Source organism: Pedobacter polaris, assembly GCF_005116505.1.
Classification (GTDB): domain Bacteria; phylum Bacteroidota; class Bacteroidia; order Sphingobacteriales; family Sphingobacteriaceae; genus Pedobacter; species Pedobacter polaris.
The window spans coordinates 1356491-1370192 of sequence record NZ_SWBR01000002.1 but is presented as its reverse complement, the minus strand read 5'-3'; the positions used below and the strand labels follow the sequence as shown (position 1 = coordinate 1370192).

Sequence of the window (13702 nt, the reverse complement as noted above, 5' to 3'; positions counted from 1 at the left end):
GCTAAAAACGAATCTTATGAAAATAGCGCTTTCTTTTCTTCTGATCATTTTTGTTTATAATTCAGCTTTTACTCAGCAAATAAAGCCCTATTTGGCTGTAGTAAAAACTACTCAGGGACAACAAAAAGGTATACTACAAAGAGTAGATTCTAATTATGTAGTCTTGGACGCTGAATCGGGTTTTGTTAGAATTGAGACAAAATTGATTAAATCAATAAAAATTAAAGTCGTTAAAAGTCCATATCAAGCAAAAACGTATATTAATTACAGTTGGGATACCTCAGAGTATAATATTTCGCAAGGCGATAAAATGGTTAATAAATGGGGAGAAGTAGAGCCAACCCTAGGAGAACAGATCACTGGCTCTGTTGCTACTGGTGTTATTAATGGTGTAGCGAATCTTATGGCTATTCCAATTCAAGCTATCAATTCTCCAATTGCTAGTTATAGTTTTAAAAATAAACTTACTGCAGAAGAAGAGCAAAGTTTAAGTTACTTTTCTATAGATTACCAAAGAAGTCCACAAAGTATGTTGGCATTAAAGAACTTAAAAGCAATAAAATAATTAAGCTTCAATAGTTTCTTTTTTGTGACCTTTTTTAGTAGCAATTAAGCCAATACTCATTACTAAACTTGAGCCAAGTACAACCACAAATAAAAATGCAGTACTAATTTCTGGCAATTTCATGCTGGCTGGTAAATTGTAATATAAAAGTATACTGATTAGGCCTCTTGGAGATACAAAACCTTCTGGCAACACACGATCTTTCTTAAAGATAAGGAGGTAAGTAAACCTACAGATGTAGATGCTTATTAAGATCAACAATCCGTTAACAATGATGTTTTGGTCATCTAGCTGATAAATATTCATAGTAAAACCAAAAATTACAAAGAAAAAAGTACGGATAATAAAGGCACTTTCTGCAGATAGTTGATGTAGCTGAACTAAATCTTTAGAAAGATTTTCATAGATAAAAATGGTTTTAAACCATGCATATTTAATAGTATCGGCGTTGTTAAGAAATAACCCAAATGATAGAATTAAAATTAAGGAAGATAAATGGTAAGATTGCCCAATGGCATATACCAAAATCAGAATAGAAATGATTAAAAAAAATTTGATATGATGAGAGATTTTACCCATAATGTAAAGCAGGAAAATACAGGCTAGAACAGAAAGAATTAATATTAAAGCAGTATTTAAGCCTAAACTTGCAAAAGAACTTGCTGAAATGTGCTGATTTGAAATGGCAAAATTAAAGAGAATAATGCCCAAAATGTCAGAAAATGAACTTTCGTAAATGATAAATTCTCTACTTTTTTTAGCTAACCCAGCAACAGAAGGAATTGCGATAGCGGAGCTGATTACGCTAAATGGTATCGCATTTACAAAACAGAGATACAAATCTTGTCCAGTAATTTGATAGATAATAAAACTAATTATAGTTACAGTAAACAGTAACATTATTAAGGCAGCTAAAAATGCTCCTTTTATAACTTTATTCTTGTCTTTATCATATTTAAGTTCGAGTGATCCTTCAAATACAATTAAAATTAACCCAACCGTGCCAAGGGCGGGTAAAATTTTTAAAAAGTTAAAGGTCTGGATATTAAGATTGTCTACCAAAAGCCGTAATCCAATACCTAAAAGTAATAACAATAAAACTGAAGGTAGTTTTGTTTTACTTGCAACTAAGTCAAACAAATAAGAGAAAATAACTAATCCGCTTAAGATTATTAAAGTTGTATAGGTCGTCATTTTACTGTTTTTTTACCGACCAAATGGCCTTAACTAATCCTTAAAAAATAAAGCTTTTAATTCGCTTGCATCATTTGGCTCCATTTTTCCGGCCAAAATTAAACGCAATTGCCTGCGACGTAATGCGCCATTAAATAATTCTATTTCTTCTTCTGTTTCTGGTTTAAGTTCTGGTACAGGGATAGTTCTGCCGCTTTGGTCAACCGCTACAAAGGTGTAATAAGCTTCATTACTTTTTGCTCTAGTTCCAGAAGGAATATTTTCTGCCCAAACGTCTAACCTTACTTCTACAGAAGTATGAAATGACCGTGTAACCTTTGCTTCTATAGTAATTACATCACCCAATTTTATAGCTTGTTTAAAAGAAACATTATCTACAGATGCTGTAACCACAATTCTATTGCAATGTTTTTGAGCAGAAATAGCTGCGGCAATATCCATCCAATGCAATAACCTCCCACCCATTAAATTGTTTAAAGTGTTTGTGTCATTTGGTAGCACTAATTCATTCATTATGGTGAACGAATTTTTTGGATTTTTAGCTTTTATACTCATAATGGGGGCGAAAATACAGAAAATAGGTGCCTTTTTAGCTATTTATTTTAGAAATCTTTCTTTTGGGAATGACTATTAAACCGCTCATAGTTGCACAACAAAAGTTGCCTAAACCCGATTTAGTGGAAAGCTTTTCGCTTGGAACGAGAGCAGGGCTGTTTTATCCAATGAAAAACTACTCCTGCTTTTAAAACAATCTTTTAAGCATTAATGAGTGATGTAGCTTAATTCCTTAACGTTTAATTTAACAATAATTCAAACAATAACCATAAATTACCGTTATAAACGCATCGAAATCCAAAATTTACTATGCAAAATCAAACGCTCATCCAATATTTTCATTGGTATTACAATGAACCAGATAATTTATGGACCAAGGCAAAAAAAGAAGCCAAAAACTTAGCATCAATGGGTATTACTGGAGTTTGGCTTCCACCTGCTTGTAAGGGCAGTAATGGTGGTTACTCTATAGGTTATGATATCTATGATTTATTTGATTTGGGAGAATTTGACCAGAAAAATAGCATCCCTACCAAATACGGAAGTAAAGAACAGTATATAGCTGCAATTAATGAATTTCATAAAAATGGAATAAATGTGCTTGCTGATACCATTTTCAATCACAAAGCCGGAGGCGATGAAGTGGAAAAGATAAAAGTTAGAAAGGTAAACGAAGAGGATAGAAATGAGTTCATTTCTGAAGATATGGAAATCGAAGCATGGACGAAATTTACGTTTCCTGGTAGGGCAGGAAAATATTCTGAATTTATTTGGGACTACAAATGTTTTAGTGGGGTAGATTATGCTGAAGACATAAAAGAAACAGCGATATATGCCATACAAAATGAATACGGTGAAGGTTGGGAAGAGGTTCCATCTAAAGAGCTTGGTAATTACGATTATTTGATGTTTAATGATATTGATTTTCGAAATCTAGCTGTTAGGGAAGAGTTAAAAAGGTGGGGGAAATGGTATTTTGATAACTGCAACTTAGATGGGTTTAGATTAGATGCAGTTAAACATATTCCTGCAGAATTTTTAGTAGAATGGATTGACTGGATGAAAAAGGAATGCCAGCGAGAGCTCTTTTTTGTTGCTGAAAATTGGAATATAGAAAGTGTAGAAGAACTTGAAAAATACATTGAAATTACGGGTGGTAAAACACAGCTTTTTGATTCATTGTTACATCATAATTTCTATCTGGCATCTAAAGCTGGGAAAGAGTATGATTTGAACTGCATATTCGAAAATACTTTAGCACACAGAAATCCATTATTAGCAGTAACTTTTGTTGATAATCATGATTCTCAGCCTATGCAAGCTTTAGAATCTTTTATAGAATATTGGTTTAGGCCTTTGGCTTATGCTATGATTTTACTGAGAGAGGCAGGTATACCTTGCGTATTTTACACGGATGTATATGGTGCTGCATATGAAGATAATGGTCAGAAAGTTGAATTGGTTCATTTGGCGGAACTTCCGCAGTTGTTGAAAGTAAGGCAGAGTTTCGCTTATGGCAGTCAGATAGATTATTTAGACCATAACAATTGTATAGGCTGGACAAGAGCAGGGGATGACGAACACCCAAATTCTGGTATTGCAGTTTTAATGAGTAATGGTAATGAGGGTTTTAAGGAAATGGAGATTGGTAAACATTTTGCAGGTAAAACCTTTGTAGATATTTTAGAGAGAAGAGGAGAAGAAGTTGTAATTAGTGAGGAGGGTTTAGGAGAGTTTTATTGCGAAGCTGGAAGTGTTTCTGTTTGGGTTTTAAAAGTTGAATAGTTCACTCTTCAATAGTCATTTGTTCATTACCTGATAGTTTCAGATCTGAGTTGGTGCAGTAGTTTTGTAGTTTATATGGAAGTGTATCCTGACTAATGAACTAATGTACTAATGAACAAATTTACTTTTTAAGCGAATTTACACTATTAAAGCCAACCAATTCATCCCATCTACCGCCCGGTCTTTTGTAATAAATGAATATTTGATAAGTGTTTTCTGTTTCAAAAAAAGAGCTTTCGAAAATAGTGTTGTTATATTTTCCATTTTCATCTACCCAAACATATTTGTAATCATACAAACCCTGTTTAAGTTTAATGTTCTGATAAAAACGTTTTCTTGTTGGTTCGTAATTTAACTTGCTTTCCTCATTTAAAATATAGTTGTTAAACCTACCAACAACATATGCATTTCCTATTGAAGATGGTGGATTAGCATTTAAAGTGAACAAAACGTCAGCGTAGTCGCTATCTGTAACGTTATCTCTTCCGTCTTGGTTTCGGATAAAGAAGTTGCCATTTTCATCAAATTGATTGCTGTAACGAGCGGTTCCGTAAGGCTGGTCTGCGATTAAAATTACATTTATAGCAGTGTCTCTATAAAAATCTTGCACATGTTCACCTTTATAGCGAAAGCTTCTTGTATCAAATTTTCGATACTCATTACCCGCCCAAAATTCATTTAAGTTAATGTCATTATAAACCAATGAACCTTGTTTAACAAAAGTAGGTTTGGTATTTAGTATAGCAGTTTGTGGATCGTTATTTTGCATCACAATCGCTTTTAAATCCATAAAAGGATTTGTGATTGGCATAGGATGAAAAATGGTGAAATTAATTTTTTGCTTGCTATTTCTAAATTCTACCTGACTGCTTGGAACAACTTCACTACCCACATTAACTGCATTATTTGTAATATAAAAACGCTGCGTAATAACTATTTTTTGAGGGTTATTACCTTCATAAACTTTTAGCAAATAATTTCCGGCCAGTTTGGGCTTAATTTGATCATTTGGTAAATTGAGTTGATAATGGGTAAACTTTTGTAAAGTATTGAAAGAGAAGCGATAGTTAAAAATGATATCTTCCTTAAAAGACTCTAGATAATCAAGCTGGTTAATTTTAGAGGGCTTCCAATCATAGGTACAGTGCTCTATGGTGTAACTGTAATTTTTATTTCCACCTTTTAAATCATCAAAGGCTAAGGTTATGGTTTCACCACTCTTTAGTGCAATAAGGGGCAAAGATTGTTCTTTTTTTGAATTGTAACACTCAATCGTCTTAATATTAGGCTGATATACTTTATTGTCATACACGACAACTGGATATTGTGCAAAAGCGCTAAAATAACACGTTATCATAAAGTAGATCAGCCCTATTTTTTTCATTAAGCCTCTAATTCCATGATCTCTGCAGCCAAATCTTCCCAAGTTTTTTGGGCATGGTCTAACAAAGCTTTTTCTGCTAAATATTTTTTATTGGCCTCTTCTAATTTATGCTGATTAGAAAAAATCTCTTCTTTTGCTAATTCAGCTTCAGCTTCTTTTACGCTCAATTCAAAAACTGAAATTTCTTCTTCAGTTCTTTTTAATTTATCATTGAGTTTTTTCAATTGCTGTTGTGCATTAGCAGGTGCTTGTTCAACAGGTTTTTTTTCTTCAACAGTAGTAGGCTTAACAGGAATTGGTTTAGGCGTAGGAATTACCCTTTTGCTATTCCATTCTTCATATTCGGCATAAGTTCCAGGATATTCCTTGATTTTTTCTTCTTCAATGAACCAGATTTTGTTAGCTACATTATCTAAAAAATACCTATCGTGAGAAACAGATATAAATGTTCCTTCGTATTGTTGTAAAGCCTGAATTAAGATGTTAACAGACTGAATATCCAAGTGGTTGGTAGGCTCATCTAGAATTAAGAAGTTAGAATCTGTAGTTAAAGATTTAGCCAAGGCAACCCTCGATTTTTCTCCTCCAGAAAGCACCTTAATTTTCTTGAAAACGTCATCGCCTGTAAACAAGAAACAACCTAAAATAGATCGCAATTCGGTATCGGTATGTTTAGGAGCAAATGCTTGCAACTCTTCTAAAATAGTATTCTCTAAGTGCAACGATTCCAACTGGTGTTGCGCAAAGAAAGTTGTGGTTACATTATGTCCGGTTTCAATTTTTCCAGTAAAACCTTCGGCTCCAGCAATCATCCTTAACAAAGTAGATTTACCTTTACCATTAGCTCCAATCAGGGCAATTTTATCGCCTTTTTCAATCAAGCCATCCGCATTTTCTAAAATATCAATATTTGGATAAGCTTTTGTTGCATTGTCAACCTTAATTACGTGTCTGCCACTTGGTTTAGAGAACTTGAAGCTAAAGTTTACGGTCGGGTTATCATCATCTACATCTTCCACACGTTCCATCTTATCTAAAGCTTTCATACGCGATTGAGCCATTTTAGCTTTACTTGCCTTTGCTTTAAAACGCTCAATTAAACGTTCTTCTTGCTTAATTTTAGCTTGTTGGTTTTTAAATTCTCCCTTTTGAATTTCGCCACGTAATGATTTCTCTTCTACATAGAATGAATAATTTCCTGCATAAACAGTTAATTTTCCTTTTCTTGATTCAACCGTTTTACGCACAATCTTATCTAAGAAATACCTATCGTGAGATACGATTACAATTGCACCTTCAAAGCTACCTAAATAGTTCTCTAACCATTTAATTGATGGTAAATCCATGTGGTTGGTCGGCTCATCTAGTAGTAAAATATCAGGGGTTTGCAAGAGAATTTTCGCTAACATTACACGCATACGCCAACCCCCAGAAAAGGTATTTAACGGACGGTGTTGATCTTCTGTACTAAAACCTAAACCAGCTAAAATTTCGTTTGCACGATATTCAATGTTATAACCATCTAGCGCTTCAAACTCCTGTTGTTTATCGCTCAGTTTATACAAAGTTTCTTCGCTGTAATCTGTTTCGATCTTTTTTAATAATTCTTCAATCTCATCATGTAATTGGTTTTGACGCTCAAAAGCCTCCATTGCCACATGTAAAATGGTGTGATGTGATTCATAAGAAAGTAAATCTTGGTTTAAATAACCAATTTTTATATCTTTCGCCATAGAAATGCTACCTGAAGATGGAGCATATTCGCCAACAATTATTTTTAATAAAGTAGACTTTCCGGTACCATTTGCACCGATTAGTCCAACTCTGTCACCTGGTTTAATATGCCAGTTTGCTTCGTCGTATAAGGCTCTTGAGCCAATTAGGAAGGTTAAGTCGTTTATTGAAATCATTTCGCTGCAAAAATACGATTTTTAAGCCTGTTTTCAAGCCTATTTTTTGAAAATGAAAGAGAGTAATATATGACTATATCATTTCTGCTTTTCGCTTTACTTTGTCTTCGTTCCCAGTCTATGTGTTAGTTGTAATTAGGTTTTTTTAATAAAGGCTCTTATAGCTGTTTAAATATGTAAAAGCGAATTGAGATTTAGTATTGCAATTTGTCTAAATACAGCAATTTAATAATAGGCCAATTTTCCATTTTCTATTGACACTTTCCATCATTTTTCTTCGATTTCTTCTAGCTTGCTATCTTTGTTTCTTTTTAATTTGACAATTGGTTTTTCTTGTGTACCTGTAATGCTTAATGGAATACCAATAATGCCAAATGGTGGTAGACCCAAACGCCCACTTAAATTAAGTTTGCCATCAAAACTAACCTGTCCTTCAAACCTTGGTCTAAAACCAGCTACTTTCATCTTAGTTCTTTCAATTGTAATAATGTTGTTTTTAATACTCGTTTTAATCTCAACATCAGAAAGATCTGGATTATTTAAACTATCTCTTTTCGTCTCCTTACTAATAGCATTCATCATCTTAAAGCCCATTAAGCTTACCTTTTTTAAGGTTAGAGAGCCGCCACCTTTTAGAGATGAAAATACAGGATACATTTCATCATTCAATTTACCTGTCAACTGATAATTTAAACCTACTATTCCTTTAACTTTTGAAGCTGAAGAAGCCATTTCTCTAAATAACTTAATTTCTTTATAAACTCTGGCAATGTTAAACTCTTTAGCATTTAATCCGAAATCGAAAGTTGCAGTAGTTGGTGTTAAGCTTTTGTAATTGCCATTCATTTCAATATTTGCACCTGCAATATTAAATCCTGTTTGTTTTAAAGCTAGTGCTCCATTATTTATAGTTATATTTCCTTTAGCATTTTTTAGGTTTAACCCGTTATAAAAAACATTATTCGCATTTGCAGTAAAATTGATATTCAGATTATCTGGGATTAAGATAATACCTTTGCTAGCTGTAGATTTAACTGATTTTTCATCTGCAAATACCATAAATTCGTCAGCATTAATTTGCTTGCTTTGCAGTCTAAAATTACCTTCCAGCTTGGCTTTTTCGTTTAAAACATAATTTATTACATTGCTTAAATAACCATTTAACTTAAAATCAGATTTTCCATAAACTGCATTAAATTCATCAAATTTCATTTTATCTGCAACGAATGAGAATAACCCATTTTTTATTAAAAACTCTTTTGGGAACAAATCAGCTTGTAAGTTTAAGTCCTTTACTGTTATAGTTCCACTGTTTTGTAATTTGCCATAGCGACTTGCCTTTACATCACTTTGTAAACCTTTAAAATTTACATTTGTTACGATAGTTCCTTTTATTTGGTATCCTTTTACAGCAAATATTTGGTAAATATTACCAATATCAATTGCGCCCTTTGAACTCACATTATAGGCAATATTTTCAAAATTCTTAAGATCAGCTTTTAAGGTAAAAGACTGTTTAGCCATTTCAAAAGAAATTGGTTTAATGATCAAAAAGGTATTTCTTAAACTGCCATCATTATTTGTTAAGCTTGCATTAATGTTTATTTGTTCCAATGGTTGGTTGAAATTTGAAGTTTTAATCCTTCCGTTAGCCAATTTAATATTTGCCTTAGTTAATGGGAATAACTTTTTGGCTTTATTATAATTACCTTTGCTTTGTAAATCAATGTTCATTAAGCCGCTTAATTCTAATCCTTTAACAGGATAAATGTTCTTAATGTCGGCAAAATTGATAAGCGATTTTAGCTGAACATCCAATGCCATATTTTCAGTGGTTTGTAATTTGCCAAAACCTTTGATGAAATTGTTTAATGCCACTACCTCAATATTGTTGATGGCGATTTCGGTGTTTTTATAATCACCATCAGTATTTGAACCATCAATGTTAAAGGCAATTTTATTTATCGCTATTGGCAAGCTAGCATATTTTAAATAACCATTGGAGAAGGTTGCTTTTAAGGAAAATTTAGGTATAGTAGCAATTACGGTATCAATTTGTCTTATACCAGACTTAACGACTTTAGTGCTGTATTTTCCATCAGCTTTTAAGGTAACTATTAACTGGCCTTTTAAATGCAAACTATTGAAATTAACAACTTTAGCCCATTTTTCTAAATTAATGTTCGAACGAGTGTTTGTGTAAATTTCAGGTTGTTTATAACCTTTAATTTTAGTTACGGATGCTACAAAATCTTTTCCAATGTTAAAGAATAAGCTGTCCATATTTATAGTTAAGCTATCTGGATTTAGATTTGGAACTTTAGCTTTGAAGTTTAGAAATAGGTTGCTAATTGGTTCAGGAGCAGTAGGGTTTGAGATAGAGCCATCCCGAACTTTTATGGCAAAAGACAGCGTAGGCATTGTATTACTAGCTGCAATATATTTGCCTATTAATGATGCGCTGATTTCTCCGTAACCTTTAATTTTGGTTTTTGCCAATCTGTCTGATACTTCAGCAGGTAGGGCACTAAATATATCTTGTAAATCTGTTTCCTTGGCTTTGGTTTTAAAATTTAGCTCATAACCATCTTTCAAGAAAGAAAAACTACCCACAAAACGAATTGGCAGTGCATTAATTTCTAAGTTATTCTCATCAAATATTAGATTTAATGAGTTGGTATTTACTTTGGTGATTAATTTAGCATTTAATTTTTTGTTGAGTAAATAAGGAGTATTGTTGTAAAATAGGTCTATTTTTTCTATGGATAATTTACTCTTCAAATCGAAAAGGGCGTTACTTAAATCTCCCTGACCAGAATAATTAAAGCCGCTGGTTTTAACTAACATAGGAATTGACTTGTCATTATATACTAAATTACTATTGGTAATGAATATGCCTTCTATTTTTATTGATGGATCTTTATCATTTTTCTTTACTTCTTTACTAGGCTCATTTTTGTAAACATTATAATTGGCAATTCCCTTTTCGTTTGTTAAAATGTTAATATTTGCACTATCTAAATAAAACTCATCAATCTTAATCTGATTAGAAAATAAAGAAAACAAATTAATACCTAATGAAAGTTTTTTAGCTGCAATTAAGGTGTCCTGCTGAAATGGGGCAGAACCCTTCAATAAAAATTTATTTAGGTTTAATGTAAGTGAAGGAAAATGAGAAAAAAATGAGATACTAGTGTTTTCAAATTTAATTTCTCCTTTAATATTTTTATTAATTGCTGTTGTAATTCCCTTATTTATGGTTTGAGGAATTAAATAAGGAATGATAAATAAGGCAGCAAATATAGAAATGATGCTGATAGCTAGAGTTTTAATGAATTTTTTCAATCGTAAATGTTGTAAAAGATTAGTTACAAAGATAGCTTTTTTAAAACTTTTAGGAATAGTTTAATAACTCTTAACCAATAGTTTGGAACTGTAAGGGAAATAATTAAGGAAAATGAATAGACAATCGCCAAGCTAAATTTGGATTTTCAAACTTAGTTTATATCTTTGTACTGTAATAAAAATAATTACAGAATGAACAACGGAAGATTTGCTATCGCTTTGCATATTTTAACTTTATTAGATAAAGCTAAGGGCGAATTGTTGTCGTCAGAATACTTGGCCGGTAGTATAAATATTAATCCTGTTTTAGTTAGAAAGGAATTGATAAATCTGCGTATACATGGATTTGTTCAAAGCAAAGAAGGTAAAAATGGTGGTTCTTCATTAGCTATTTCATCAAACAAGATTATGCTGGGAGAAGTTTACAAAAGTGTAAGACAGCTTTCTTTTTTGGGCCATCAAAAAAATACGCCAAATCCAAAATGTCCTGTTGGAAAAAACATTAACGAACATTTAGACAATTTATATAATGATACAGAATTAGTGCTGATTGAGCAGTTGAGTAAACAAAGCTTATCAGATTTCAGTAAAAAATTCGAGTAAAAATTTTTTAGCCTAAACTGTAACAAAATTAATTACAATTAACATATATCTTTAACCAGATGAGTGCAATTCGTCCCCTAAGGCAATACGCTCATCGCAATACTAAAAAAATGAAAGTAGCAATTTTAGGCGCCACAGGATTTGTGGGAACAGCCATTTTAAATGAATTATTAAGTCGCGGAAATGAGGTAGTTGCCATTGCTCGTAACTTGGATAAAATTGAAAATGATGATGAAAAGTTAATCAAGGTAGCTGTTGATGTTTTAAATACTGAAGAGTTAGCGGAAACATTAAAAGGAGCTGATGCAGTAGTTAGTGCATTTAATGCAGGTTGGGCAAATCCAAATCTTTATAATGATACCATCACCGGAGCAACTGCAATTCAATCAGCTGTAAAATTATCAGGTGTTAAGCGCTATATCTTTATTGGTGGTGCAGGAACTTTGCAAATTGATGGTAACCAATTAGTTGATGGACCACAATTTCCAGCAGAAATTTATCCAGGTGCCTCTGCTGTTAGAGATTATTTTAATACCCTTAAACAAGAAACAGAATTAGATTGGTTGTTTTTTAGTCCGGCAATAGAAATGCACCCAGGAATTACTATTGGTCGTACTGGTAAATATCGTTTGGGTAAAACTAGCCCTGTATTTAATGAAGAAGGTCGTTCAATTTTATCAGTTGAAGATTTAGCTATTGTAATTGCGGATGAATTAGAAAACGAAGCGCATCATCAAGAGCAGTTTACTGCAGCGTATTAAAGAAGAAAATGTAATGTAAGATGGAATTGAGATGTGCATATTGAGTATTGCGATTTGTCCAAACAATAAAGCAATTCAACAATAGAATAATATTGATTCTAAATTTACCCCTTTTCCATCTTACATTTTACATCTTAGCTCACTTTACTTATCTTCGCAGTATGTATCGAATCATCAAACCTATTTTTTTTAAGTTCGACCCAGAAAATGTACATCACTTTGTGGTAAAACGATTAAAATGGTTTCATGATTATTTTCCTTTAGGTAAAACCATTTTACGTAGTAGTTATGATATTCATTTAAAAGGATTAGAAAGAGAAGTTTTTGGTGTAAAATTTAAAAACCCAGTTGGTTTAGCCGCAGGTTTTGATAAAAATGGAGAATATGTTGAAGCTTTAAGTAATTTAGGTTTTGGCTTTATTGAAGTGGGTACTGTAACTCCTTTGCCACAACCAGGTAACGATAAACCCAGAATGTTTAGACTACAAGATGATAATGCAATCATCAATAGAATGGGTTTTAACAATAAAGGGGTTGATGTAATGGCAGAACGTTTGCGATTATTGAAAGATAAAGATCCAGATATTGTTGTTGGTGGTAATATTGGTAAGAATAAAAACACTCCTAATGAAGATGCGGTAAGCGACTATATTAAGTGTTTTGATCGTTTATTTGATGTTGTAGACTATTTTGTAGTGAATGTAAGCTCGCCTAATACACCAGGTTTAAGAGCTTTACAAGAAAAAGAACCTTTAAAAGAATTGTTGAATACTTTACAGCAACGTAATCTAAAGAATGATATTTCTCGTCCAATTCTTTTAAAAATTGCACCAGATTTAACCAATGAACAATTAGATGATATTGTAGAAATTGTTCAAGAAACTGGTATTGCTGGCGTAATTGCTACGAATACAACGATAGACAGAAACGGACTGTATACAGAAGAGAAAGTTAAAAGCGAAATGGGTGGTTTAAGTGGTAAGCCCTTAACCCAGCGTTCTACAGAGGTAATTCGTTATTTATCAGAAAAGTCTAATAAATCATTCCCAATTATAGGGGTAGGAGGTATACATTCTCCGCAAGATGCGAAAGATAAAATTGAAGCTGGTGCAGTTTTAGTACAGTTGTATACTGGCTTTATTTATGAAGGACCGGGTTTAGTGAAGAGGATTTGCAAAGAATTGATTAGCTAGTTTCAAGGCTATTTGCTTCTTTCAATTATAAAACCTCTATTCTCTTTTTTAAAGCCCACTTTTGGATAATATTCCATTGCTGTTGGAACCGAAAGTAATAAGACCATAGATTGTTCACCTAACTTTTCTTTAGTTATTTCAATTATTCTTTTACCAATTCCCGATTTTTTATAATTCGGACTTACAGCAAGATCAGCAAGATAACTAGACCACACCCAATCTGTTATTGTTCTAGAAACTCCCACAAGATTGTCACCCTCCCAAGCAGTTACAATTAGATCAGAGTTCTTATACATTTTTTCTATCCTTTCTACATCATGTGTTGGTCTAGGAAGTCCAGAAGTTTCATATAACTCAATTATTTGAGTTATTGAGGGTGTGATATCAGTTTTATAGATAATTTCCAT

Annotated in this window: 11 protein-coding genes; 5 read left to right on the top strand and 6 right to left on the bottom strand. The window is 32.6% G+C overall.

Going from position 1 to position 13702, the window contains the following annotated elements:
• Positions 1-16 precede the first annotated feature (16 nt).
• Entirely contained in the window at positions 17-565 is a 549-nt protein-coding gene (locus FA048_RS11940; RefSeq protein ID WP_136841146.1) for a hypothetical protein, read from the top strand.
• Here FA048_RS11940 and FA048_RS11935 read toward each other — a convergent pair whose 3' ends face one another.
• Positions 566-1759: a cation:proton antiporter gene (locus tag FA048_RS11935; RefSeq protein ID WP_136841145.1), complete on the bottom strand. Its 1194-nt coding sequence runs from the start codon at positions 1757-1759 to the stop codon at positions 566-568.
• A gap of 33 nt (positions 1760-1792) precedes the next feature.
• Positions 1793-2314, bottom strand: coding sequence for an acyl-CoA thioesterase (locus FA048_RS11930; RefSeq protein ID WP_136841143.1), 522 nt, complete (start codon positions 2312-2314; stop codon positions 1793-1795).
• A 309-nt stretch (positions 2315-2623) separates the two neighbouring features.
• Between FA048_RS11930 and FA048_RS11925 the strand changes: the two genes are divergently transcribed.
• Positions 2624-4099, top strand: a complete 1476-nt coding sequence (locus FA048_RS11925) for an alpha-amylase (RefSeq protein ID WP_136841140.1) — start codon at positions 2624-2626, stop codon at positions 4097-4099.
• Between the two features lie 121 nt (positions 4100-4220).
• Here the strand turns inward: FA048_RS11925 and FA048_RS11920 are convergent, their stop codons facing one another.
• From FA048_RS11920 to FA048_RS11910, 3 genes are all read right to left on the bottom strand, one after another.
• Positions 4221-5483, bottom strand: coding sequence for a type IX secretion system plug protein (locus FA048_RS11920; protein ID WP_136841138.1), 1263 nt, complete (start codon positions 5481-5483; stop codon positions 4221-4223).
• Positions 5483-7393, bottom strand: a complete 1911-nt coding sequence (locus tag FA048_RS11915) for an ABC-F family ATP-binding cassette domain-containing protein (RefSeq protein ID WP_136841136.1) — start codon at positions 7391-7393, stop codon at positions 5483-5485. Before FA048_RS11915 ends, FA048_RS11920 begins: the two co-directional genes overlap by 1 nt.
• 267 nt (positions 7394-7660) lie before the next feature.
• On the bottom strand, positions 7661-10738 hold the full coding sequence (locus tag FA048_RS11910) for an AsmA-like C-terminal region-containing protein (protein ID WP_136841134.1): 3078 nt from the start codon (positions 10736-10738) through the stop codon (positions 7661-7663).
• A gap of 192 nt (positions 10739-10930) precedes the next feature.
• Here FA048_RS11910 and FA048_RS11905 point away from each other — a divergent pair, with 192 nt between their 5' ends.
• From FA048_RS11905 to FA048_RS11895, 3 genes are all read left to right on the top strand, one after another.
• A complete protein-coding gene (locus tag FA048_RS11905) occupies positions 10931-11341 on the top strand; it encodes an Rrf2 family transcriptional regulator (RefSeq protein WP_136841132.1) in 411 nt (136 codons plus the stop codon).
• Positions 11342-11451: 110 nt separating this feature from the next.
• Positions 11452-12102 carry an NAD(P)-dependent oxidoreductase gene (locus FA048_RS11900; protein WP_136841130.1) on the top strand — a complete coding sequence of 217 codons (651 nt, stop codon included), beginning with the start codon at positions 11452-11454 and terminating at the stop codon, positions 12100-12102.
• 161 nt (positions 12103-12263) lie between these two features.
• Positions 12264-13295: a quinone-dependent dihydroorotate dehydrogenase gene (locus FA048_RS11895; protein ID WP_136841129.1), complete on the top strand. Its 1032-nt coding sequence runs from the start codon at positions 12264-12266 to the stop codon at positions 13293-13295.
• Positions 13296-13303: 8 nt separating this feature from the next.
• Here FA048_RS11895 and FA048_RS11890 read toward each other — a convergent pair whose 3' ends face one another.
• Positions 13304-13702, bottom strand: a complete 399-nt coding sequence (locus FA048_RS11890; RefSeq protein WP_136841127.1) for a GNAT family N-acetyltransferase — start codon at positions 13700-13702, stop codon at positions 13304-13306.